This is a genomic window from uncultured Thiodictyon sp., from assembly GCA_903837595.1.
Lineage (GTDB): Bacteria > Pseudomonadota > Gammaproteobacteria > Chromatiales > Chromatiaceae > Thiodictyon.
The window spans coordinates 1-23,147 of the sequence record CAILVI010000524.1 but is presented as its reverse complement, the minus strand read 5'-3'; the positions used below and the strand labels follow the sequence as shown (position 1 = coordinate 23,147).

Sequence of the window (23,147 nt, the reverse complement as noted above, 5' to 3'; positions counted from 1 at the left end):
CGGTTTTGCTATGCTGAGCGAGGGCGCGGAGCGATACGACCGCCCGGCGCCTTTTCGGCCACACCCACGAGACGCTCCTCGCACGACATACTACGTTTAACGGCGACTGGGCCGGACGCCAGGTGGGCATAATGACGTAGCCAGACACGGCAGGCAGGCCCCTAAGGGTGTGATTGTCGTCGCCGTAGCTGTCATGGACCTGTCAAACCCCCAGGCTGGGCGGCACATGGCCATGGCTTCGCGAGCATGGCTGAGGTAAGATAAGTCAGATGCGCCTGCTGCTGATTGAAGACGACTCCACGATCTCTCGCGAATTGCTGCTTCGCTGGCGCCCGCGCGGCTGGGTGGTTCAGGCGTGCTTCAGCCTCGGTGCGGCGGATCAAGTATTGGCACTGAGCCCGGACAGCGGAGCCTTTGATCTCATCGTCTTGGACCTTGGCCTGCCGGACGGCGATGGCGGGCACTGGCTAACCAAGCTGCGCCAGCGTGACCGCCAGACACCGGTGCTCGTGCTAACCGCGCGTGATAGTGTCGCCGACCGAGTGCTGGGTTTGCGCTGCGGCGCCGACGACTACCTGGTGAAGCCATTTGCGGCTGACGAGTTGGATGCGCGTGTGGAAGCATTGCGGCGACGCAGTCAGGTATCCAGCGGCGGGCTCTTGCACTACGGCTGCCTGACATGGCTTGGCGACGAAGGCCGGGCCTATATTGAGGAGCGGGCGCTCGAATTGTCGCCGCGCGAGTTTGAAGTGCTGGGGATATTGATCCGACGGGCACCACGGCTGGTGTCGAAGCGGGCGCTGCTCGACGCGCTTGCCGACCGGAATCTCGAGATCGGCGACAACGTCGCGGAACTCTATGTCTCGCGCCTGCGTCGCAAGCTCGCCGGATCGGGAACCGTCATACGCACCCTGCGTGGCTTCGGCTATCTGCTCGCGCTTGATGCCGATGCAGGATCACACTGATGCGCCCCCAAGGCGGGGTGCACTGGCTAAGCCGCGATCTGCTCGTGCGGCTGATGTTGCCGCTGCTTGCGATCGTGGCGGCCACCGGTGCCTTGGGTACCTACACCGCCCATCGGCTGACCGAGCGCGTCTTCGACCACTGGCTGCTCGATGCCGCACGCTCGGTCGGCGCGCTCGTTCGGTTCGAACACGGACGGGCGTCGCTCGACCTGGCATCAGCAGCTCAAGCGGTCTTGCTCTATGACGACATCGATCGCATCGACTTCAGCGTGATCCAGGGCGAGCGCTTGCTGGCCGGGCGCCGCAGCATACCTCAGAGCGGCCAACACGAAGTGATATACCCGCGGGGTCGTGCCTACGAAACTGGGCTCGATGGGAAGCGGGTGCGGGTTGCGCGCGTCGACCTTGACGACAGTGAGGGCCAGGGTGCCAGCGTCTTGGTCTCGGAGACGCTGGTGAAGCGCCAGCGCTCGGAGCGGGAACTGGTGGAGGTGCTGTGGCCGCTGGCTGTGTTTGTGCTCGCTACTGCGGTCGCCATCTTGGTCGCGGTACGCAGAACGGTACGCCCTTTGGAGCGAATCGCCGCGCGCTGGAACGAGCGTTCCCATGCCTCGCTGCAACCGATCGCCGACCATGATGTACCGCACGAGCTATTGCCTTTCGCGACGGCACTGAATGACTTGCTCGGGCGCATTCGCACGATGCTCGCCGCAGAGCGCCAGTTCGCTGCGACCGCGGCGCACCAGTTGCGAACACCGCTGACGGGGCTCCAGCTCGGTCTTGCACGTGCGGCAGAAGCGCCTGACTTGCCGACGGCACGCGCGGTCATCGGCGAACTGAACCATGCCACGCAACGTACTGCACGCTTGGTGCAGCAGTTGCTGTCGCTCGGTAGCCTCAATCTGGAATCTCGTGGCGATTTCGGGTTTGTCAGTGCTGACCTGGGTAGTCTGGCTCTGGATGTGGGTACGGCTCATGCCGACCAGGCATTGGCGAAGGCGATTGAATTCGAACTTTTGGCACCGACCGAGCCCGTGCTCGCCAACGTTCAGCCGGAGTTAATCGCGGAGACATTGAGCAATCTGCTCGACAATGCGATCCGCTACACCTCGTCTGGCGGTCGGGTGCGGATCGAAGTTCTCGACCAATCTCCACGGATACGGGTGTCCGACTCCGGGCCGGGCATTCCCGAGGATGAGCGCGAGAGGGTCTTTGAGAGATTCGTGCGTGGACGGTCGGCCACGGGTGATGGTAGTGGGCTGGGACTGGCCATTGTTCGTGACATAGCCGCGGCTCACCGGGCGAAGGTCACGCTGTCGGACAGCGACTGGGGCGGTCTCAGTGTGATGGTGGCCTTTGCCTCCGACGGCGACCCAGACTGATGAAAATTGTCCTGCATTCACCAGCTCGCTGTTCGAGATCGCCCAGGAATGGCGGGAGTCGGTGGCGGACGTGCGGATCCTCGGCAATGTGGATCTGACCCCGGAAGACCTCGGTTCGTCTTCACCTGGCGGGATGTGCCCGCTCCACTTGAGGCAGCCCCTTCGGCTCGGCCTGCCATAGGCCATAAAAGGACAAACGCCAATTTCCGCTGACCCGGCAGGAGCAATGGCCGGTGAGTGCGCCAGTGAGCGGGTGCAGGCGCCAACCGGGGACATTCATTTCATCGGCGGAGGTTGCGCGCAGCGCAACCTTCGGCGATCTCGTGCAGGACGGCGTGCACCTGTCCGGACAGGTCAGGGGACTCAGTCATCACGGACGCTCCGGTGAGCTTGATTGGGCCGCGATGGGTCATCAGCCAGGTGCCGTAGAAACCCCAGCAGTTGCTCAATGAAGGGTTCCGCGTTGAGCGCACGGGCCCTGGTCAGGGTCTGGAGCGCCGCGGGGACGTCACCCGCGGCGAGTTGGCGCAGGGCGTGGGTGATGAGTCCCTCGGCCGCCTGTTCCACCGCGAGTAGTGAGCTCAAGTCCATCCCGCAGCGGCGGCAGGTCTCCTCGGCCTCCCGGCGGGCACGGCAATTCGGGCAACGGTCCATCCGGCGTCCCCGTTAAGATTCCAGGTAATAGATCAGATCGGCGAGTTGGGCGACCGCCAGTTCCAGGGCCTTGATGTCGTCCGCGGCCAGGGCATCGCGCACCGTCTCGATGCCGTCCACCAGGTCATCGCGGTCGTCCGTATTGGCCCCCGCCAGCAGGCGCTCGGCCTTCTCCACCAGGGCGCGGGCGGCGACCGCCTCGCGTCGCTCGCCCGCGGCATCGGCGTCCGTATCAGAGGCGTCGATGCTCGCCTCGCCTTCCTCCTCATCGGCGTCGATGAAGGCGGACAGTCGCTCGCGGGCGGCGGCCAGTTCGTCCTCGGCAAAGCGGGTGGTGGCATTGTCGATGGTGATCTTCGCTTCCAGTCCGGTGCGCTTCTCCCGGGAGGTCACGTGCAGGATGCCGTTCACGTCCAGTGAGAAACTGGTGATGATGACGTTGCCGGCGGGCACGTCCGAGAGCCCGTCGATGAGGAAGGAGCCGATCCGGGTGTTGTTGAGGGCGTCCGGGTCCTCGCCCTGGTAGACCTCGACCTGGACGGCGCGCTGACCGTCGTACACAGTCTCGAAGGCATCGCTCTTGGTCACCGGGATGGCGGTGTTCTTGCGGATCAGCGGGCAGTAGGTATAGGGATACGGCTCGCCGTTCAGGTCGCCGATGGCGCTGGTGCCAAAGGTATAGGGGGTGACGTCCACCAGCACGCTGGCCACCTGCACCCCGGCAATGACCGCCGCCTGGATGGCCGCCCCGGTGGCGACGCACAGGTCCGGGTCCACCTCGCTGCGCGGCTGCATCCGCAGGGCCTCCTCCAGGCGCCGCTGCACCAGCGGCGTGCGGGTCGCCCCACCGACCAGCAACACCTCGTCCAGGTCGGCGACGGTGAGCCCGGCCCCTTTGACGGCGATATGCATCGCGTCCAGGGTCTCGCGCAGATAGGGCTCGATCATCGCCTCGTAGTCCTCGCGCGACAGCTCCAGCGCAAGATGGACCGGCGCCCCCGCGCTCTCCAACAGGTACTCCTCCTGGATCAGGGCGAAGGGGGCATCTGACAGGGTGATCTTGGCGGCCTCGGCGGCGCGGGTGAGCCGCGCCATGGCGGGGCGGTTCTCGCGCGGGTCATGGCCCTGGGCGCGCAGATGCTCCAGCAGGTGGTCGATGATCCGGTCATCAAAGTCGTCGCCGCCCAGCTGATTGTTGCCGTGGCTCGCCAGGACCTCGGTCAGGTCTTTGGTGATCCGCACCACCGACACGTCGAAGGTCCCGCCGCCCAGGTCGTAGACCAGGATGGTCTTACCCTGGGGGTGGTCCACCTCGTAGGCCAGCGCGGCGGCGGTCGGCTCATTGATAATGCGCACCACCTCCAGCCCCGCCAGTTCGCCGGCGTCACGTGTTGCCTGGCGCTGGGCGTCGGAAAAATAGGCCGGGACCGTGATCACCGCGCGGGTCACCGGCTGCCCCAGGTCGCGCTCCGCCGCCTGCTTCAGGCGCTTCAGGATCAGGGCCGAGATCTCTTGCGGGGTGTAGGACTGGGGCCCCATCGCGACCTTGGTGTCTTCCCCCATGCGCCGCTTGATGGAGCGGATGGTGCGCTCCGGATAGAGTGCATACTGGTTGCGGGCCGCTTGGCCGACCAGCAGGGCGCCGTCGTCCGCCAGACCCACGACGGAGGGCAGGAGCTTGGCCCCGTCCACCTCGATGATGCGGGAAATCCCGTCCTGAACCACCGCCACCTCCGAGTTGGTGGTGCCGAGGTCGATGCCAATGATGATGTCGCTCATGGTGTCCTGTGGTAGGTCGTGGGTAATAGAAATGGAAAAAGGGCGGTCGATGGGCATTCGCTCGCTGCGTGCTGCGGGCTAAGGTGATTTCCTACAATTGGCATACCGCCGAGCGTAGGTGCGACTTAAGTCGCACCTACATCCGATCCGACGGTGGTTGGTATCAGGTTTTTCGGAAATCACCTAAGGCGTGTCCCCCGTCAGCCGGTTGACCACGACCTCGGCCGGGCGCAGCAGGCGCTCGCCTTGGACGAAGCCGCGGCGCACCTCGGCCAGCACCAGGCCGGTGGCCTGCTTGGGATCGCGGCCGACCTCGGCGGCTTGCATGGTATGGGGATCGAAGCGCTGGCCGATCACCCGTAGCGCCTGGACACCGCGCCGGGCCAGCAGGTCGTCTAAGCGCCGCAGATTCATGTCTAGCCCCGCAGCCATCGCGGTGACGAACCCGCCCGTGCCGCCCCACCGGATGAGCCAGCCGGGGCGATAGCGGTGCGCCTGATCGGCCGCCGCCTGGAGCCGGTCACGCAGCTCCAGCAGTTCCCGCAGCAGGTCGCGCTGCTGGTCCTCGCTGGCACGCCGCTGCGCCTCGGCGCGCTGGGCCTGTCCCTCCTCCAGCCGGTCCTGGGCCTGGCGTACCAGGTCGAAGGCGTCGCGGAACTGATCCAGCGCCCCTTTCACCTGGCGGGATTCGATCTTCACCTCATTCTTGAGGGCGGCGAGCTGCGCGAGCAGGGTGAACAGGTCCGGTGCCGCGGCCTCGGTGGTCGCGGCTGCGGCGTCATCCGTCGCGCTGTCATCCAGGCCGTGCAGATAGGCGCTGAAGCGCCCGAGCAGTTGCTCGCGGGTCGCGGCGTCCATCAGTCCCCCCCACGCAGCAGCGCATCGAAGAGTGCCCGGCCGGGACGCCGGGGGGCGCCCACCGGGTCGGCCCGGTCGAGGATGTCGGTCAGGGTCGGCGGTTGCTGGTCGAACAGCGCCTGGGCGAGGCGGGCGCGCTGGGTGCGCAGTGATTCGTAGGCGGCGCGCAGGGCCTGGAAACGCTGGGGATCGCGCTCCGGCGGGCAGGTCTTGACGGCCGCCAAATAGGCGGCGTGGACGGCGGCGTCGTCCGCGTCCGGGGGCAAGCCAAGGGTCAGGTAGGGGTCGCTCATCCAATTCGCTCGTTCAAAAGAGTTCAAACTGCTCGGGGGCGTCGTCGTCCGGGGCCTCGGGACCCGGCACCTGACGCCCGCCGCGCTTACCCTTGGGGCCTGGCCTGGGCGGCCCCTGGGGCGGATCGATCCGGGGGCGGGGGGCCGGTCCGGGCAGCATCCCCGAACCGAAGTCGGGCAGGGACTCGCGCATCAGTTCGGCCACCTCCTCGATCATCCGCGCCCGGCCTATCTCGCGCTCGCGCTGCTTGAACTCGGCGCGCTCCTTGGCGCTGAGCCCGGCCATCTTGAGCAGTTGGTCGATCCCCACGATCTCGATCAGGGCGCGCAGTGCGTCGTCCGGTGCAATCCCGAATGCGCCCGGGTCCAGCCCCTCGTCATCGTCATCGTCGAAATCATCCTCGAACGGGTTGGTGAAGAACCCGCCGGAGCGGCCGCCGAAGAGTCCTGGCGGCGGATACTGCATGAGGACCTGTTCGATGCGATGGGCGGTACGCTCGTCGCCGGCCCCGCGCGCCTGGTCCATGGCGTCTTCCAGTCGGACCAGGTCGGCGCGCTTCGGGGAGCTCCCGCGACCCGTCCGACGGGACTCGAACTGATGCAGCACAAACACGGGAGTGCCCGGCCAGCGCTTGAGTGCGGCCTCAGCGAAGGCCCGCCGTGCCTCGGTCAAGCCGGCCCGGCGCAGGGTATCGCAGGCCGACTCCGACTCGGCCCGGGTGAGGGGCCACTTGGCGGCGGCGCCGAGCGGTTTCTCAAGCAGGCGGCGCAAGTCAGCCGCGAGCCCCTCGCCCCCGTCCAGATGGGTGCGCAGCCGTGCCAGGACGGCCGCCAGGTCCGTCTGGTCGGACACCTTGACCTTGCCCAGCCCCACGGCCTTGAGCGCCCAGGCCGCGGTGCGGCCGATGGCGACCGCCTCCAGGGCGAGGGCGAGAGCGGCGGACAGGCCACCGCCCAGGGCGGCGACCTGCGCGTCCAGGGCGGTCCGGCCGCGGGCCTCATCCTGCGTGAGGTCGAGCAGGCCGACGAGCAGCTCGCGCCGGTCACGCCAGCGCCCGCCTTGGTCCCACTCGGCCGCCTGCTCCAATTCTTTGCGGGCCAGGTCGGCGCGGGCAGTGCGGATCTGCTTGCGGGCGTGGGCCAGATGGGCCTTCACCAGGCGCTCCCGGGCGCCGGTATTGATGGGGTCCAGGGCCAGGATCTCGCGGGCATAGCGGGCGGCCTTCTTGAAGGCGTCCCCGGCCAGGGCCAGGTCCAGTGCAGCGGTCAGTAACCCCACATCGTTGGGTAAGCGTTTGAGACCCTGATCCAGCAGCGGGCGGGCGGTCTTGAGGTCACCGCCGCGCAGGTAATAGCGGACCAGACGCTCGTAGATTTCAGGGGCGTCCGGATCATAGTCGAGGCTCAAGGTGACCGCGTCGGCCAAGGCCCGGTCCGAGGCATCCAGCTCCGTGGAGGGGGTCACCTTGGCCAGGATGTCCCGGTGGTTGTCCACGCGGCGCAGCACCAGGGCGACGCGCAGTGCCTCCACACTCCCGGCCGGTCCCGGGCCGGTCTGGATCAGATGGTGGGCATAGGCGGACCAGGCCTCGATGTCCTCCCAAGGGTTGTTGATCTCCTCGGCGTGCCAGGCGGCGACCAGCAGTCGCTCCTCCGGGGACAGGCGACGGGCGCCCCCTTCGGTGAGCAGGGCCGCGCTCTTGGGGAAGCCGGGGATCAGCAGGCGCAGGGCCTGGCGTCGCGCCCAGTCCTCGCCCAAGAGCACCCGGCGGCGGTGCAGCAGGCGCAGCAGCGGCTGCGGGCCTTGGTTCGTGACCTTGCGCGTCTCCTCCCACAGGGCCTGGCGCTCATCACCCCAGCCGGCCAGGGTCAGGGCGAAGCGACGGGTATGATCCCCGGCGGCTGCCAACCGCGACGCGAGCGTCGGCGCGGGACCCAGGGCCAGGGCACAGGCGCGTCGCAGGGGCGCGAAGCCGGAGTCGTCGCCGATCCGCTCCAGCAGTGCGGACGCCTCAGCGGGGGCCGTCGGAGCCCGCTGCAGGGCCTTGAGGACCTGGGCCAGGTCGCGATAGGGCGAGCGGAAGGGGATGGCGGCCAAGGCGTCGCGCAGGGCGTCGTCATCGCCCCGGCAGTAGGCGTCCAGGGCCGCGGCGGCCACCGGTCCCTGGACGCGGATCGGATCATCGGCGGGAAGCCCCGCAATCAGCGCCGGTTCAGCCGCCAGATGCAGGGCGGCCAAGTGGGTGCGCAGGGCGGTCAGGGTCGCGGCGTCCAGGCGGTCGCCCGCCTGGTCCAGCCGGTCGAGCACCGCCTGGACCTGTCCCAGGCGCAGGAGCAGGGCAAAATAGTCGGGGTCTGGCGGCAGCTCCGGGGCCACCTGGGCGCGGTTCTCCCACAGCGTGAGGGCCTCTTTGGGCATCCCCTTGGCCGCCAACTCCCGGGCCCGACCGGCATAGGCTGCGGCCAGTTCGCTCCGCCACTGGGGGCGGTCCTCGATCTTGAGCAGGTCCTTGTAGGCCGCCGTGGCCTCGCGCCAACGCCCTGCGGCGGCGTGGCCTTGGGCCAAGGCCAACAGCGCCGGTGCCGACTGTTCGCTCGATTTGGACTTGGGCACCGCGGCGCCGACTTTGCGTGGTTTTTTCATGCGATCATCCAGACCCGTCGATGCCCCGGCTGGCCCGGGGCGCGTCAGCGAATACCTAGGTTACCGTGAAAGTCGCGCCGGGAGCGCGCTCCACTTCCCCCTCTCCGTCTCGGAGAGGGCGGGGTGAGGGGACGGCCATGTCCGCGTGATGTGTTGTCGCGTCGGTAAGCGGCGAAGAACATCGGCTTGCTCCGCGCGGCGACACATCCTAAAGTACGGCGCCCTGGCCGCGCCGCTTAGTGTAGCACTGCCTCCAGGCCGTCGGCGGTGGGGATGCGCTCGGACCAGATTCGGGGTCGGCGCGCGCACTGCCTCGCCCGGCGGGCCGAATTTGGCCTCGATCAGGCCGCAAATGGGCATGCAGTTCGTTCAACACGTCGTTGAACGGTTGGCCTTGAATCGGTTTACGGATGGTTGCCATCGATTTGTCTCAATTGTATGTCATAGGCACCTGGGAACAGCAGGCCGCGACGACCGCCAGGCGGCTGCCGTCGTGGCCTCAAGTGTCGGAAGGGTTTGGCTGTCTGGGGAGGTCAGTTCTTACAGGTCTTGATGCCCAGCAGGGTATAGGCCGGGCACCAGCCGATCAGGGCGGTGAGCAGGGGGACGATGCCGATCCAGCCCCAGAGACCCAAGTGGCCGGTGAGGGTCAGGGCGATCAGCGCAATACCGACAATGGCGCGCAGGGCGCGATCGATGGTTCCGGCGTTCGTGGTGATACTCATGCGTCAGTTCTCTAAAAGGTGATTGATCGAAGGGTGGGGAAACGTCGTCAAATCAGCGGCCTCGATCATCATTCCGGCCACTGATCCATGGGGTGCAAAGCGCCGCGATTCTGGGGGCGCCGCACCCAAGTCGCGGGCGCGGCCTCGCAGTAAACCGCAAGGCGGCGATGACTTGCGAGGTTTCGCCGCGCTGGGGTGCGGCGCTCCCCGGGGGGCGGAAGGCCAAGCTAAACGCATCAGCGGCCGGAACGATGGTCAAGGCCAACAGCCTAGCGCTCCCGCGGATAGGGCCAGGCGGCGACACCGCCTTCCATGACCTTGACATTGCGCCAGCCATGCCCTTGCAGGATGGCCGCGCATTCGTATCCCCGCAGCGAGATGGCACAGTAGACGATGATCTCCCGGTCCTTGTTCTGCGGCAGCTCATTGAGCCGCGCGCGCAGTGCGCCCTGCGGGATCAGGGTCTCGCCGATACCGAGCCGCATGGTTTCAAATTCGCGGGGGGTGCGGGTGTCGAGAATAAAGCAGTCCGCACCGGTGGCGAGGCGCTGTTTGACCTCGGCGGCGCAGATCCCCGGCATACGCCCGAGTAGCTTGTTTTCCATGACGTGGGCGCAGACGATGACGTGATCGAGCGCCAGTGAATAGGGTGGCGCATAGGGCAGGTCGGCATTGGCGAGGTCATCGATGGTGAGCCGACCCCGAATCGCCATCGCCACCGTGGCAACCCGCTTGCTGACATCGCCGGGGCCGATACATTGAAGGCCCAGGACCCGGCCGGTCTGGCGCTGCGCGACCATCTTGCTGATCAAGAGCTTGCCGTTCATGAAACCCGGGATGTCGAGCCCCGCCACGGTCACGGTTTCGATGTCCGTCAGTCCAGCAGCGCGCGCCTGTTCCGCGCTCAGTCCCGTAAAGCCGACCGTGTAATCGAATATCTTGCAGATGCCGGTGTGGGTGACCCCGGGAAAACGGGCGGCTCCGGCGTGGATCAGGTTCTGCCCGATGACCCGCCCCTGTAGGTTGGCCAGATCGCCATAGGGTGCGAGCACTTTCTGGCCAGTGATGAGCGAGGTGCACTCCACGCAATCGCCACCGGCATAGATGTCCGGGTCGGACGTCTGCATCCAGTCGTTGACCTCGATTCCGCCCAGTGCGCCGATCGCGAGCCCCGCCGATGCGGCGAGCGCCACGTTCGGTTTGACCCCGACCGCCACCACCGCGAGCTCGCAGGGCAGCTCGGTGCCGTTGTCGAGTTTCACCCCGGTGAGTGTTCCATCGGTGCCGAGGAAGGCGGCGACGCCGTTACCCGTGATGATGTCTGCGCCATGGGTGCGGACGTAATTCTCCACGAGCTTGGCGAGTTCCGGGTCCAGGAAGGGTAGGATCGCGGCCGTCTTCTCGATGACTGTGGTCTGGATGCCGGCCAGATGCAGGGCCTCGCAGACCTCGAAGCCGATCAGCCCGCCGCCCACGACCACCGCGGTGCGGACCTGTTTGGCGTCCCGCACGGCGCGCAGGGCATCGGCGTCGGCCAACGAATGCAGGCTCAGTACGCCATCCAGGGTCACACCCGGCACGGGCGGATAGAGGGTGCTGGCGCCGGTGGCGATCACCAGCTTGTCATAGGGTAGGATGCGGGTGGTCCCGCTGGGCAGGTGCTTGCAGGTGACGGTCTTGGCCGTGCGGTCGATGGCCAGGGCTTGGGTTTCCACCAGGGCCTCAATGCCCTTGGCCTTTTCGAAAAAGGTGGGGTCCCGCACGATGCCGGCCGGGGTGCAGATCAACAGATTGCGGTCATCGAAGACCCCGCCGACGTAATAGTGGTAGCCGCAGGAGGCCATCGACAGATCGGGCTCCTGCTGGATGATGGTGATGGCGGCGTGCTCATCCAGGCGACGGGCCTTGGCCGCCGCCTTGGGGCCGGCGGCGGACCCACCGATGACGACGATCTTGAGCGGTTGCGGTGACATAGAACGGGTTCCGGTGGAGACGAACCGCCGCGGCCGGGCCGGGGCGATGCGGGGATGGGTTGCAGGGGAGTGTACGGGGTCGCCGTGGCGAGGGCATTGATAAACGTCGCAGTCGGGGTCTCGGATATCGCCGGCGGCCACCCGCAACAGGGGCGGCGGGACCCTGGCGCACGCCGTGCTGTTGGCGGCGTACAACTGGCAATGTGCTAGTCTTTCTCCGGCTCCCAGGCGACCACGGCCCAGTCGGCCTGCTCGGCGAGCCTGTCCGCTACCCGGAGAATCCATGAACGACTTTAGCCCTGGCCCTCAACCTGGTCGGCGCCTAACCGCCGTAAGGTCGCTCGTCATGGCCGCTGCCCTGCTGATCCTGGCCGGGTCCCTGCCGGCGGCGGCTGACGCGCCGCCGGAGAATCGTGCGTGTCTGCGCTGTCACGCGATGTCGACCCTGGCCTACCGGGACGGCACCACGGGCAATCTGATCGATCTGTCAATCGACCCAAGGCGCCTGGCGGGGTCGGTCCATGGCAAGCTCGCGTGCGTCAAGTGCCATGTGCAAGACTACGCGTACTATCCTCACCCGCAGCGCACCAAACCCGAGCCACTCGACTGTGTCGGCTGTCACCGGGAAGGGCAGGCGCGGACCCACTATCCGTTCCAGGCCATCGCGGATCAATATGCCAAGAGTATCCACGGCAACGGGGATGACCCCAAGCTGCGGGACTTCGGTTGTCATTCCTGTCACGATCCGCACGCGTTGCGCGTCTCCACGCCCGGCAAGGCGCTCGCTGAGATCGTTGCGGACGATAACCGGGTCTGCCTGTCCTGCCATGTCGAAGTCAGCGATCCGTTGCGCGACCGACACCACTGGCTGCCGAATCGGCAGGCGCATTGGGCAGCGGTGCGCTGTGTGGAGTGTCACACGCCGATGGCGACGCTGGCCGATGCCGACCAGCGGGTCTCGCACCAGATCTTGCCGGCCAGGCAGAGCAATCGTGACTGCGTCAACTGTCATTCCGGTAATCAGCGTCTGCTCAGTCGGCTCTATGCCTATCGTTCCCAGGAAGAGCTGGCGCGCGATGGGTTGTTCGCCAAGGCGGTCTTTAACGAGGCCTATGTGGTCGGCATGAGTCGCAGTCCGCTGATCGACCGTCTGAGCCTGGCGTTTATCGGCTTGACTGGGCTGGGCTTGATCGCCCATGGCGTCGGTCGGTATCTGGCCTATCGCCGGGCAGGGGAGAAACACGCATGAGTGCCATCTATCTGTATCCGCGCTGGTTGCGACTCTGGCATTGGCTCAGCGCCCTGTTATTTCTGATGTTGCTCGTTTCCGGCGCCAGTATGCACTATGCCGGCAACCCGTGGCTATTGAGCTTTAGGCGCGCGGTGCTGATCCACAATGCCGCCGGCATCCTGTTGACGCTCGGTTGGATCGGCTTCATCGTCGGCAACCTGATCAGTGACAATGGCCGTCACTATCGTATCCATTGGCGCGGCCTGGTGGGGCGCCTGAGCGCTCAGGTCCGTTACTACAGTTATGGCATCTTCCACGGTGCGCAGCATCCCTTTGCGGTGAGTTCTGCGATGAAATTCAACGTCCTGCAGCAGTTGAGCTATCTCGGGGTGATGTATCTGCTGATGCCGCTGCTGATCGTGAGCGGCTGGGCCTTCCTGTTCGCGGCCTACTTGCCTGAGACCTTGTTCGGGATCGGTGCACTCTGGAGCGTCGCCATGATCCATCTGACAGTGGCCTATTGCCTGGTGCTCTTTTTGATGACCCATCTCTATATGATCACGACCGGGGAGACGCTCTTCACCAATCTGCGGGCGATGCTCACCGGTTGGGATCGTGAAAGCGGGAGGCCGGCGCCATGAGGCGCATTAGTCACCAGCCGGTGGCGTTCGCTAGGCCGCCCGGGGTTGCATCATGAGTTTCGCCATCCATACTTTCCGCCGCCTCGGAGCCAGGCGCGTCCTGCGCTTCACTGCCATCCTGCTGATCGTGCTGGTACTGGCCTACCAGTTTCTCTATCCGCTGCTCTTCGATGCCTATGTCGGCCAGACCAATGCCATGCTGACCTACGCCAACAGCCAGACCCTGAGCGAACGGGAGTTCGAGGTCCTGGCGCGGGACTTGGGTCGACAGGTGCGTTATGCCAGGGCCGCGGCCAGCGTCGGCGCCGATCAGGCACCGCTTGCCCGTCAGGTCAAGATCGCGCTGCTGATGAATACGCCATCACTCATCCGGGAAGCCGCACCCAGGCATGTCGACTATTTCCGCGACGCCGGCATCCGCTGTTATCAGGGGCCGCGCACCTGTCTGGGTTGTCACCCCACCATGAAGGCGCGTGGCGATGACGGGCATCTGCGCTCGGTCGACACGCTGGATAACCTGGTCAACTCGATCCATTTCACGTTCCAGAGCGATTCCGGCGGTTTCTCCACCTATGGCTATGATGGACGCCAGGTCAATGCCCCCGGCTCTCACCGGATTCCGGTCGGCAAGATCGATCGGGCCTGCGGCATCCCCGGCAGCTTCAGCTGGACCGGCTGGGCCGCGTTGGTCGCCAGCCGTCCCGCGGCCACGCTGGGTGCGGTGCAACTGCGCAGTGAGGGTTGCGGTCAGTGCCATATCGGCGGCAACTATCAACCGCCCACCGAAAAGATGATGCCGGTCGGCGACGTGCCCGGCGAGGTCAAGGATGGGATCGACTGTCTGATCTGTCACGCGACCGACTACGACATGAATCAGCGTCATGTCATCGCCGATGTGCATGGCCGGCGCTGGAACCAGGACCGGAGCATGCGCGCGGCACTCTCCGTGGGGCCGACGCGTAATGACCACTGTCTGCGCTGTCATCAGCACAACCTGGGCGGCGATGCCTATCCGCACAACCAGGCCGCCCAGGCGCTCGGCAGCGAGAATAGGCGCATCCTGCATCGGGGTGCCAAGCGTGGTAATCCATTCAGTCCGCAGGACGACGTGCATGCCGCGGCGGCTGTCCAGTGTACCGACTGTCATGTCCCGGAAGGGCACCGGATTCCGCGCGGGCGACTGGGCGTGGACCTGGTCGCCGACGATCTGCCCAGCCGCGCGGTGTCGTGTGAGCGTTGCCACACCCGCGCCCCGCACAACCATTCGCAAGAGCGGGCACTACTCAATGGGCACGTCGCCCGGTTGGCCTGCGAGACGTGTCACATCAAGGCGTTGCAGGAAACGAGCGTGGTGCTGCGCGATTGGGTGCATCCCACCTGGAACGCGGCAGAGGGGATCTTTGAGCCAACCGACATCTATCGCTCCGGGGCGCCCGGCAAGGGCTTTACCTTCCTTTGGTTCAATGGCAACGGGACCTTCCTGGCCAATGCGCTCGGCAACAATCCGAGTGGGACGATGGATTATGATCCACTCATGCAGCAGTTGGTGCATATCCGGGACCCGGAGGTGATCGCCGCCATCCGCACCGCGGCCATCGAACTGAAGGCGCGCTATCCACAGCTCGATATTGACGCCTATGTTCGGGCAGCGACCGATCCGCTTTCGCAATTGTCGTCCGCGGCGCTGGAGCGACGCCGCGCGATGATCGACAAGAACCTGCGGGCGGTGATGGCGATGGGGGAGAGTCGGATCTATCCGTTCAAGCTCTTCAATGCCATGATGTACGAGGACATGGGTAACCAGGGGCCCTTCGGCGCCATGATCCTGCCGTTCGACTATCCGGTCTATTATGAAACCGGCGACTCCCGGGCGGCCGTCGCGCAGGCGGTGCGCAATCCTATTATCCAGCGCATGTATCAGACGCCGTTCAAGTTGTACATGATGGACGAGTTCATGTCCTATTTCGGTGTGGCCGGGGGCTGGAAGACCAATTATCCGCTCGTGAACGGCACGCTGGTGAACGTTGAGCCGCACTGGATGCGCCAGATGGCGACGCTGACGATCAATCACGGCATCCAGGCCAAGGGGCGCGACTGCAGGGAGTGTCATGCGCCGGACGGCATCATGGACTTTGCCGGGCTGGGTTACCCGCCCGAGCGGGTTGCTGAGCTGCGCAATCCCGACCCACTCAATTCCACCCTGCTGTTCGATCGGGGGGATACGCAGCGTGCCAAGACGCAATCCGTAGATACACCGGCCCCGCCGATGCCGTAGCGGCGGCCTTGATCCTGTCCATTGGGAGTGCAGTACTATGATTGAAATCGAGTATGTCGTCAGAGACCAGAAGGGGATCGAGAGATTGCGTACCACCGATAAAAAGGCGGCAGACGCCTATGACAAGGCCCTGGAGACGGCGGAGCGCCTCGCTGACCTGCTGCGCCAGGACGCGGTCTTGCCGGGGCTGGCAGAGCATGATCTGGAGGAGTTGACCATTTACCTGGCCCGCAACGCCCGCCAGGTCGAGCGTATCCTCAAGGGCAAGGAGGCGGAGCGTGCTACGACCGCAGACGTGGCGGCGTCCCCGGATAACGTCACGCCCTTGCGGGCGGCGGGCTAGGCGCTGGCCGGGCCAAGGCCGGCCCCCGAGCCCCGTTGCTCAAGGGCCAAACGTTCTGGCCACGCGGAAACCCAGCGCGCCGTTGCGCAGATCGGTGGTGCTGCGCAGGCGGAAAGCAGCGCGCAGAAAATGCGGATCGTTGTCCCAGGAGCCGCCGCGCATGACGCGCTGCTGGCGGTCTGAGCAGTCAGCCTCCCATGCCGAACCATTCGCGGGGGCGCCGGTGTAGCTGTCATGCCAACAATCCTGCACCCACTCCCAGACATTGCCGTGCAGGTCGAAGAGCCCCCAGGGATTGGCCGGATAGCCCCCCACCGGTTGGCTCTTGCCGAGCGCAGCCCCGCTCTTGGCACCGCAGCCGGGGTAGTCGGTGCTGTCGCTATAGTTGGCTTGGCCGGTCGTGATGCAGTCGCCGGTGCTGAAGGCGGTCGTGGTCCCGGCACGAGCGGCATATTCCCATTCTGCTTCGCTGGGTAGGCGATAGTGCTGGCCGGTCTGTTGGTCGAGCCAAGACAGATACTGCTGGACGTCGTCCCAGGAGACGTTGATCACCGGTCGGCGACGGTTGCCCCAGCCCGCATCGTTCGGCACCTGCGAGCAACCGCCGGCGGCGACACAGGCGTCCCACTGGTCGAAGGTGACCTCGATCTTGCCGATCGCAAAGGCAGGGAGACTCACGGTGTGGACCGGCCTTTCGTTGTCGTGGCACACCGGATCGCCCGCGAGGCAGCCCATGCGGAAACTCCCGGCGGGCAGGGTGATCGTCTCGGGTATCGGGCGCTGGTCGCCGGCCGCAACGGGGTGGACGGCGAGGGCGGCGAACAGGACCGCGCCGGCGATGGCGGGGGGGCGGATGCCAAAGGGTCTCATCGGGTGGTTTCCTGCTGATTCGGAATAGGGGGCGCACTTGAGTCGGTCCGGGCAGATAATGATTGCCCGCACGCAAAGACCCGCCGCCAGTCGGCCGGGGGTCCGACTGGCGGCGGGTCTGGAAGCGTGCCGTCCCTGGCCGAAATTCCTTATCAAGACCGCGTCCGTACAGTCAATCTGGTCAATCCGAAACACACTCCCGAAGGTTCCTGCGGCCACCCATGGGGCCTCGTATCCATCGAACTGCCCGGCATCCTGCTCCCTGTCGCGCGGTCTCACAATCCCTGTCACGGCGTCCTTGTCGCACCCTGATCGCGCCCGGTGTCCTGTGACCGGTCCTGTTTGCGTCCCTTCGATGGTTAACAGGATAGCCGGGCGGCCTGATGGCGGGCAGGGACAAAGTGCCCGTGGTGGACGGGGAAAAGGCTCACCAACGTGTAGGACCTGTCTGACACGGCTCGCTTCAGGAGGGGCGCAGCCGTTGCGCCCAGCCCTCGGCCGCGCCGATCACCGCCGCCGGGTCGAGGCTGGTCGGCGCGCCGTCGCGGATCACCTGGCGGCCTTGGATCCAGACCTGCCGGACCTGGTGGCGTCCGGCCGCGTAGACCAGCTGCGAGACCGGGTGGTAGAGGGGCTGGGTGTGGGCATCGCGCAGGTCGAGTGCCACCAAGTCGGCAGACTTGCCGGGCTCGATGGACCCGATTTCCCGCTCCAGGCCCAGTGCACGCGCGCCATTGAGCGTGGCCATGCGCAGCGCCTGGGCCGCCGGGAGCGCCGCTGCCGATCCGGACACACCCTTGGCGAGCAGGGCGGCGGTGCGCATCTCCCCGAGCATGTCCAGGTCGTTATTGCTGGCCGCCCCGTCGGTGCCCAGCGCGACGTTGACGCCGGCCTCCAGCAGTCGGACCACCGGACAGAATCCGCTGGCGAGCTTGAGATTGGACTCCGGGCAGTGCACCACGTGCGCCCCGGCGGCGGCCAGGCGCTCGATCTCGGTGTCTTCCAGTTGGGTCATGTGGACCGCGACCAGGCCGGGCCCGATGAGGCCCAGCGACTCCAGGCGGGCGAGGGGGCGCTCACCGTGGTCCCGCAAGGACTGGACCACCTCGTCGCGGGCCTCGTGCAAATGGATATGGACCGGCACCTCCAGCTCATCGGCCAGGGTGCGCAGCCGCTCCAGGGGGGCGTTGGAGACCGCGTAGGGTGAGTGGGGGGCGAAGCCGACGCGGATCAAAGGGTGGTCTCGGTAGTGGGCGTGCATGGCCAGGCCCTTGGCGATATAGGCGTCAGCGCCGTCGCCGTAGCCGGTGGGAAAGTCCACGACCATCATTCCGATCACCGCCCGCATCCCGGCGTCCGCCGCCACCTGGGCGGTGACCTCCGGGAACAAATACATGTCGTTGAAGCAGGTGACCCCACCACGCAGCATCTCCAACACCGCCAGCCGGCTGCCGTCGCCCACGAAGCCCGGGTCGACCCAACGCTTCTCCATCGGCCACATGTACTCGTGCAGCCAGGTCATGAGCGGCAGATCATCGGCGAAGCCGCGCAGCAGGGTCATGGCCGCATGGGTGTGGGCATTGACCAGGCCCGGGATCAACACGTGGCCGGGGAGTTCCAGGACCCGCGTGGCGGTGATCGACTGGCGGGCCTGCGCGGCGGGCAGGACGGCGAGGATGCGCCCGTCGGCCACCGCGACTGCATGCTCCTTGAGCTGCCGGTCCTGCGCGTCGACGGGCAGCAGCCACTGGGGGTAGATCAGAAGCTCGGCTTGCATGAGGCAGGTCCTATGGCAGCGGGGCGCGAATCGGCGACAATGGGGAGAATCATCGTAACCGGAGCCTCTATGGAAACCAATATCCCGACCACCCCCACCCCCGACGACGCCGCCCTCTGGCACGACGGTCGACTCTATCTGGCCGAGCAGCGGCTGTTGCCCGACCGGGTCGAGTTCCTGGTCTACGACACCGCCCCGGCGGTGGCCGAGGCCATCCACTCAATGGTGGTGCGTGGCGCCCCGGCCATCGGGGTGGCGGCCGCCTATGGTGTGGTGCTGGCCGCACGCTCGGCCTACGGCGCGGCCGGTTCGGACTGGCAGGCGGCGATCGTGCCCGACCTGGAGCGGCTGGCCGCGGCCCGTCCCACGGCGGTGAATCTCGCCTGGGCGGTACGGCGCCTGCGCGCAATGATCGACCGCCTGGATGGCGCCGACCCGGTCCAGACTCTGCTGGATGAGGCCCTGTTGATCCATGCGGAAGATCGGGCCGCCAACCATCGGATGGGCGACCTGGGGGCCGAACTGATCGACGGGCCAACCGACGTCATCACCCACTGTAACGCCGGGGCCATCGCCACCGGCGGCTACGGGACCGCCCTGGGGGTGATTCGCAGCGCCTACTCGGCCGGCAAGATCCGCCGGGTCTACGCGGACGAGACCAGGCCCTGGATGCAGGGTGCGCGGCTCACCGCCTGGGAGTTGATGGACTCCGGGATTCCGGTGACCCTACAGGCGGACGGGGCGGCGGCCAGCCTGATGGCAGGCGGCGGGATCGGCTGGGTGATCGTCGGCTCCGACCGTATTGCCGCCAACGGCGATGTGGCCAACAAGATCGGTACCTATGGGCTGGCGGTGCTGGCCAAGTACCACGGGGTCAAGGTCATGGTCGCGGCGCCGACCTCCACCGTCGACATGGCGATCGCCAGCGGTGCCGAGATCCCCATCGAGGAGCGCGACCCGGAGGAACTGCTCTCCTGCGGGGGCCGGCGCCTGGCACCAAAGGGATGCGCCGCCCGTAACCCGGTGTTCGATGTGACCCCCGCCGCCCTGGTGGACGCCATCGTCACCGAGCGGGGGGTGGTGCTGGCGCCCACCACGCAGAAGATGCGGGCGCTGATGGGCTGATCCGTCAGCTATTCTTAGTGGCTGTACCCGGCCATGAACCCAAAGCCCGAGGAGGTCTCGAACGCCATGAACAGCAAGTTGTTTTTTCTGTTGATCGGGTTGACGTTGATGTTCTCGGGCTGGGTTGCAGCCCAGGAGCCAGAGCCGGACAAGACCCTGTCGCCCTATTTTCTGGTGCAGGGCGACGCGTCGGACGTGGAGCAGTTTGCGCTCCAGTCCACGGCGGCGGAGGTCAAGATCGCCGGCGTGATTGCCGACGTGCTCGTGACGCAGGTCTACAAGAACGACGGCAAGCGCCCCATTGAGGCCATCTATGTCTTTCCGGCCTCGACCCGGGCCGCGGTCTATGGCATGAAGATGACCATCGGCGAGCGCGTGATCGTGGCGAACATCGAGGAACGGCAGAAGGCCCGTCAGCAGTATGAGCAGGCGCGCGACCGCGGCCAGAGTGCCTCGCTCCTGGAACAACAGCGCCCCAATGTCTTTCAGATGAATGTCGCCAACATCATGCCCGGCGACCACCTCAAGGTCGAACTGCGCTATACCGAGCTGCTCGTCCCCGAGTCCGGCGTCTACTCATTTGCCTATCCCACGGTGGTCGGTCCACGCTACTCCAATCAGGCCGCCGCCGGCGCGCCCGCCAACGAGCACTGGGTGGCCAACCCTTACCTGCGCGAGGGCGCTGCCGCGCCCTATACATTCGACCTGAAGGTCGATCTCGCAGCGGGCCTGCCGATTGCGGACCTGGCATCCCGCAGCCATGAGGTGGACGTTAACTATGAGGGCAAGGACCGCGCCCGTGTCACGCTCAAGCCCGAGGAAAGAACCGGGGGTAACCGCGACTTCATCCTCAACTATCGTCTGGCCGGCGACCGTATCGACACCGGCCTGCTGCTGTGGCAGGGCGAGCGCGAGAACTTTTTTCTGCTCATGGCCCAGCCGCCCAAGCACGTGCGGCCTGAGTTGGTTCCGCCCCGCGAGTATATCTTTATCATGGACGTGTCCGGCTCCATGCACGGGTTCCCGATCGAAACCTCCAAGGTATTGATTAAGAAACTAATCGGCCGACTCCGGCCGGAGGACCGCTTCAACGTGCTGACCTTCTCGGGCGATAACAGCATCCTCGCCGAGCAGAGCCTGCCTGCCACTGCGGCCAACATTGCCAACGCCTTCCAGACCATCGATCAGCAGCGCGGCGGTGGTGGCACCGAGTTGCTTCCCGCGCTCAAGCGTGCACTCGGCCTTGGCCGCTCCGCGGGTATCTCACGCTCCTTCATTATCGTCACCGACGGTTATGTCAATATCGAAAAGGAGGCGTTCGAGCTGATCCGCAACCAGTTGGGCGAGGCCAATGTCTTCGCCTTCGGCATCGGCTCCTCGGTCAATCGCTTCCTGATCGAGGGCCTGGCCCGCGCCGGGATGGGCGAGCCATTCATCGTCGATAACCCGCAGCGTGCCGAGGCCGCGGCCGAGCGCCTACGCAATTACATCGAGAATCCGGTGCTCACCGACGTGCGGGTCGCGTACCAGGGTTTCACCGTGAGTGAGGTCGAGCCGCCGAGCATTCCCGACGTGCTCGCCGAGCGGCCGGTGATCGTGTTCGGCAAGTGGCAGGGCACACCCGCGGGCGAGATCGTCATTACCGGTAAGACCGGCGAAGGGGGCTACCGCGAGGTCATCCCGGTCGGCTCGACCAAGCCCGCCGATACCAACGTCGCCTTGCGCTATCTCTGGGCACGCCAACGCATCGCCGTGCTTGATGACTTCAACCGGGTCGATCCCAACGACGAGCGTGTGAAGGAAGTGACTAAACTGGGACTCACCTATAACCTGCTCACGGCCTACACCTCCTTTGTGGCCATCGACTCCGCGGTCCGCAACCAGGATCGTCCGCCGGTCACCGTCAAGCAGCCACTGCCACTGCCGCAGGGTGTGCCCAATCTCGCGGTCGGCGGTGCTGCTCCTGGCCCCCGGGCGGCCGCGCCCATGAGTATGGGAGAGCGCATGGCGGCACCCGCACGCCAAGCCAAGTCAGACGCCAAGCCAGCCCCCGCAGTGGACGCGGAGAAAGTGGCCTCAGAGCTTGTTGCGGCTGGCCCGGTGGCGGCGATAGAGACCCTTACTGTCACCGGCGTACGCACTGCGGCGGACCTCCGCCCGGTGATTGAGACGGGACTTGATGGGATCGCGAAGTGTTTGGCCAAGGGCGCCAACCGCTCCGGTCGGATGACCTTCACCTTCACGATCGACGCTCAAGGTCGGGTGACTGACCTGAAACTCACCACCAGTGAACTGGGTTACGGCGAGACCGAGCGTTGCGTCAAGGAGCAGATCAAGCACTGGGGCTTCCCCACCGGAGCAGCCGCCGGCGTGACTGTCACCTTCGCGATCAAGCCCTGAGGGATCTTGCTCTGGCCATCGCGGCCGGGGGCAGCCCCCCGGCCGCGACGAAGCCACCTGCGGGGTGGTAGACGATCAAATTCCGGTCTTCTCGGACGCCCCGAGTATCTCGAGTTGGACCTTGCTGACGCCCTTGGCGACGAGTCCGATTTCGCTCGCGGCGGCGCGCGAGAGGTCGATGACGCGGCCCCTGGCGTAGGGTCCGCGGTCGTTGATGCGCACGACGACACTGCGGCCGGTGTGGGCGTCGGTTACCCGCACGCGGGTTCCTAGTGGCAGAGTCCGGTGAGCGGCGCTGAGGTCGTGCTTGTTGTAGGGGGCGCCGCTGGCGGTGCGGCGGCCGTTGAAGCGGTCGTGATAGTAGGATGCCTTGCCCGATTGCGCGTTCCCGTGGAAGCCGGCGGCCACGGCGTCGGTGCCAAGCAGGTGCATGGCGGCGATCAGGGCGCTGGAGATCAGGGTTTTTTTCATAAGGGCCAACCGTTCGTTGCGTGCCGAGCGGCGGTGCCGTGGTCTGATCTTCCTTAAGTCCAGGTCTGAACCCTATGATCTTGGTTCACTTTCAGTGCTGATCAGGGCGGAACTGCCGGCCGGTCGTTATCGGATGGTCGGGAGTGTAGGGGAAAACCCTTATGGGGTAAACCCGCAGGAAGCAATTTCTTACCTAACGGCATCCAGCGTGTGCAAGGTTTGTGACCACCGTCGCATAGTTCTGCCCCATGCTAGGCGCGAGCGGCGGCCCAGAAACAAGGCGGGCGGCAATCTGGGTTCCTGACGGGCGTCGCCGCCACCGGAGGCGCTGGTCTGATGGCATATGGATGCAGATAGATAGTTTGGATTGTGCTGCCCGCTGAGATTCTCGGCTTGACACATTTCCGTGAAGCTATAAGATATGCGGTTCGCTGACGGATTCAGCGGTCAGGAGGCACCGGGGTGAGACGACGCAGTCGGGCCGGATCGAAGTTCAGGGACGGGTTGACAGGGCGTCGAAAGTCGTTAAAATGGTCGGCTCGCTGGATGGATTGGCGGGGAGGGAGTGACGGGGCGTTGAGTGAATCCGCCGTGTTGCAGTGTTTCAGGGAGGGGTTGACAAGGTATCGAAATGCGGTAGAATAGTCGGCTCGCTAAGGAGTTGCGGCGTCATTCGGAGTGATGGTAGAGAGGCTGAGGGAGTGGCGGCGGTGCAGCGGATGTGCCGAAGCGGTTGACAGG

At 66.0% G+C, this 23,147-nt stretch carries 19 protein-coding genes; 8 read left to right on the top strand and 11 right to left on the bottom strand.

The features are described from left to right. Positions 1-269: 269 nt before the first annotated feature. Complete coding sequence (locus QZY44_RS31960) at positions 270-965, top strand: response regulator transcription factor (RefSeq protein ID WP_295457131.1); 696 nt, start codon at positions 270-272, stop codon at positions 963-965. Further along, positions 965-2,347, top strand: coding sequence for a sensor histidine kinase (locus QZY44_RS31955; RefSeq protein ID WP_295457127.1), 1,383 nt, complete (start codon positions 965-967; stop codon positions 2,345-2,347). The genes QZY44_RS31960 and QZY44_RS31955 overlap by 1 nt, the downstream gene beginning before the upstream one ends. A 121-nt stretch (positions 2,348-2,468) precedes the next feature. Here the strand turns inward: QZY44_RS31955 and QZY44_RS31950 are convergent, their stop codons facing one another. The 8 genes from QZY44_RS31950 to QZY44_RS31915 all read right to left on the bottom strand — a co-directional run bounded on the left by QZY44_RS31950 (position 2,469) and on the right by QZY44_RS31915 (position 11,273). Then, the gene (locus QZY44_RS31950) at positions 2,469-2,627 is read right to left on the bottom strand and encodes a hypothetical protein (protein ID WP_295457124.1); all 159 of its coding nucleotides are present in this window, start codon (positions 2,625-2,627) and stop codon (positions 2,469-2,471) included. A gap of 83 nt (positions 2,628-2,710) precedes the next feature. After that, positions 2,711-3,001, bottom strand: coding sequence for a hypothetical protein (locus tag QZY44_RS31945; protein ID WP_295457120.1), 291 nt, complete (start codon positions 2,999-3,001; stop codon positions 2,711-2,713). Positions 3,002-3,013: 12 nt separating this feature from the next. Beyond that, positions 3,014-4,780 (bottom strand): Hsp70 family protein, encoded by a 1,767-nt coding sequence (locus tag QZY44_RS31940; RefSeq protein WP_295457117.1) that lies wholly within the window; start codon positions 4,778-4,780, stop codon positions 3,014-3,016. A gap of 183 nt (positions 4,781-4,963) precedes the next feature. Beyond that, positions 4,964-5,638, bottom strand: a complete 675-nt coding sequence (gene grpE / locus QZY44_RS31935; protein ID WP_295457111.1) for a nucleotide exchange factor GrpE — start codon at positions 5,636-5,638, stop codon at positions 4,964-4,966. After that, a complete protein-coding gene (locus tag QZY44_RS31930; RefSeq protein WP_295457109.1) occupies positions 5,638-5,931 on the bottom strand; it encodes a molecular chaperone DnaJ in 294 nt (97 codons plus the stop codon). The genes grpE and QZY44_RS31930 overlap by 1 nt, the downstream gene beginning before the upstream one ends. A gap of 13 nt (positions 5,932-5,944) precedes the next feature. Further along, positions 5,945-8,575 (bottom strand): hypothetical protein, encoded by a 2,631-nt coding sequence (locus QZY44_RS31925; RefSeq protein WP_295457106.1) that lies wholly within the window; start codon positions 8,573-8,575, stop codon positions 5,945-5,947. Between the two features lie 533 nt (positions 8,576-9,108). Next, positions 9,109-9,300 (bottom strand): DUF2892 domain-containing protein, encoded by a 192-nt coding sequence (locus tag QZY44_RS31920; protein ID WP_295457104.1) that lies wholly within the window; start codon positions 9,298-9,300, stop codon positions 9,109-9,111. 269 nt (positions 9,301-9,569) lie between these two features. Then, complete coding sequence (locus QZY44_RS31915) at positions 9,570-11,273, bottom strand: FAD-dependent oxidoreductase (RefSeq protein WP_295457101.1); 1,704 nt, start codon at positions 11,271-11,273, stop codon at positions 9,570-9,572. 283 nt (positions 11,274-11,556) lie between these two features. Here QZY44_RS31915 and QZY44_RS31910 point away from each other — a divergent pair, with 283 nt between their 5' ends. From QZY44_RS31910 to QZY44_RS31895, 4 genes are read left to right on the top strand one after another with little or no spacing between them, the layout of a single operon-like run. Further along, positions 11,557-12,522 carry an ammonia-forming cytochrome c nitrite reductase subunit c552 gene (locus QZY44_RS31910; RefSeq protein ID WP_295457098.1) on the top strand — a complete coding sequence of 322 codons (966 nt, stop codon included), beginning with the start codon at positions 11,557-11,559 and terminating at the stop codon, positions 12,520-12,522. Then, the gene (locus QZY44_RS31905) at positions 12,519-13,145 is read left to right on the top strand and encodes a cytochrome b/b6 domain-containing protein (protein WP_295457095.1); all 627 of its coding nucleotides are present in this window, start codon (positions 12,519-12,521) and stop codon (positions 13,143-13,145) included. The genes QZY44_RS31910 and QZY44_RS31905 overlap by 4 nt, the downstream gene beginning before the upstream one ends. A 52-nt stretch (positions 13,146-13,197) precedes the next feature. Then, on the top strand, positions 13,198-15,420 hold the full coding sequence (locus tag QZY44_RS31900) for a multiheme c-type cytochrome (RefSeq protein ID WP_295457092.1): 2,223 nt from the start codon (positions 13,198-13,200) through the stop codon (positions 15,418-15,420). Between the two features lie 37 nt (positions 15,421-15,457). Beyond that, positions 15,458-15,763: a YebG family protein gene (locus QZY44_RS31895; RefSeq protein ID WP_295457090.1), complete on the top strand. Its 306-nt coding sequence runs from the start codon at positions 15,458-15,460 to the stop codon at positions 15,761-15,763. A gap of 39 nt (positions 15,764-15,802) precedes the next feature. On the opposite strand, the gene QZY44_RS31890 is transcribed toward QZY44_RS31895, so the two are convergent. Further along, positions 15,803-16,633 carry a formylglycine-generating enzyme family protein gene (locus tag QZY44_RS31890; protein ID WP_295457088.1) on the bottom strand — a complete coding sequence of 277 codons (831 nt, stop codon included), beginning with the start codon at positions 16,631-16,633 and terminating at the stop codon, positions 15,803-15,805. A gap of 463 nt (positions 16,634-17,096) precedes the next feature. Continuing rightward, entirely contained in the window at positions 17,097-18,410 is a 1,314-nt protein-coding gene (locus QZY44_RS31885) for a TRZ/ATZ family hydrolase (RefSeq protein WP_295457085.1), read from the bottom strand. A 69-nt stretch (positions 18,411-18,479) separates the two neighbouring features. On the opposite strand from QZY44_RS31885, the gene mtnA reads away from it, so the two are divergent. Further along, positions 18,480-19,535 carry an S-methyl-5-thioribose-1-phosphate isomerase gene (gene mtnA, locus QZY44_RS31880; protein WP_295457081.1) on the top strand — a complete coding sequence of 352 codons (1,056 nt, stop codon included), beginning with the start codon at positions 18,480-18,482 and terminating at the stop codon, positions 19,533-19,535. Between the two features lie 66 nt (positions 19,536-19,601). Continuing rightward, positions 19,602-21,935, top strand: a complete 2,334-nt coding sequence (locus QZY44_RS31875; RefSeq protein ID WP_295457077.1) for a VIT domain-containing protein — start codon at positions 19,602-19,604, stop codon at positions 21,933-21,935. 75 nt (positions 21,936-22,010) lie between these two features. Here QZY44_RS31875 and QZY44_RS31870 read toward each other — a convergent pair whose 3' ends face one another. Further along, complete coding sequence (locus QZY44_RS31870) at positions 22,011-22,406, bottom strand: septal ring lytic transglycosylase RlpA family protein (RefSeq protein WP_295457075.1); 396 nt, start codon at positions 22,404-22,406, stop codon at positions 22,011-22,013. Positions 22,407-23,147: the final 741 nt, after the last annotated feature.

Coding starts and splice junctions, on each gene's coding strand:
- QZY44_RS31910 (WP_295457098.1), top strand. CDS start 11,557: ATGAACGACTTTAGCCCTGGCCCTCAACCTGGTCGGCGCCTAACCGCC.
- grpE (WP_295457111.1), bottom strand. CDS start 5,638: ATGGACGCCGCGACCCGCGAGCAACTGCTCGGGCGCTTCAGCGCCTAT.
- QZY44_RS31950 (WP_295457124.1), bottom strand. CDS start 2,627: ATGAATGTCCCCGGTTGGCGCCTGCACCCGCTCACTGGCGCACTCACC.
- QZY44_RS31870 (WP_295457075.1), bottom strand. CDS start 22,406: ATGAAAAAAACCCTGATCTCCAGCGCCCTGATCGCCGCCATGCACCTG.
- QZY44_RS31945 (WP_295457120.1), bottom strand. CDS start 3,001: ATGGACCGTTGCCCGAATTGCCGTGCCCGCCGGGAGGCCGAGGAGACC.
- mtnA (WP_295457081.1), top strand. CDS start 18,480: ATGGAAACCAATATCCCGACCACCCCCACCCCCGACGACGCCGCCCTC.
- QZY44_RS31900 (WP_295457092.1), top strand. CDS start 13,198: ATGAGTTTCGCCATCCATACTTTCCGCCGCCTCGGAGCCAGGCGCGTC.
- QZY44_RS31875 (WP_295457077.1), top strand. CDS start 19,602: ATGAACAGCAAGTTGTTTTTTCTGTTGATCGGGTTGACGTTGATGTTC.
- QZY44_RS31905 (WP_295457095.1), top strand. CDS start 12,519: ATGAGTGCCATCTATCTGTATCCGCGCTGGTTGCGACTCTGGCATTGG.
- QZY44_RS31925 (WP_295457106.1), bottom strand. CDS start 8,575: ATGAAAAAACCACGCAAAGTCGGCGCCGCGGTGCCCAAGTCCAAATCG.
- QZY44_RS31955 (WP_295457127.1), top strand. CDS start 965: ATGCGCCCCCAAGGCGGGGTGCACTGGCTAAGCCGCGATCTGCTCGTG.
- QZY44_RS31890 (WP_295457088.1), bottom strand. CDS start 16,633: ATGAGACCCTTTGGCATCCGCCCCCCCGCCATCGCCGGCGCGGTCCTG.
- QZY44_RS31895 (WP_295457090.1), top strand. CDS start 15,458: ATGATTGAAATCGAGTATGTCGTCAGAGACCAGAAGGGGATCGAGAGA.
- QZY44_RS31960 (WP_295457131.1), top strand. CDS start 270: ATGCGCCTGCTGCTGATTGAAGACGACTCCACGATCTCTCGCGAATTG.
- QZY44_RS31885 (WP_295457085.1), bottom strand. CDS start 18,410: ATGCAAGCCGAGCTTCTGATCTACCCCCAGTGGCTGCTGCCCGTCGAC.
- QZY44_RS31920 (WP_295457104.1), bottom strand. CDS start 9,300: ATGAGTATCACCACGAACGCCGGAACCATCGATCGCGCCCTGCGCGCC.
- QZY44_RS31915 (WP_295457101.1), bottom strand. CDS start 11,273: ATGTCACCGCAACCGCTCAAGATCGTCGTCATCGGTGGGTCCGCCGCC.
- QZY44_RS31930 (WP_295457109.1), bottom strand. CDS start 5,931: ATGAGCGACCCCTACCTGACCCTTGGCTTGCCCCCGGACGCGGACGAC.
- QZY44_RS31940 (WP_295457117.1), bottom strand. CDS start 4,780: ATGAGCGACATCATCATTGGCATCGACCTCGGCACCACCAACTCGGAG.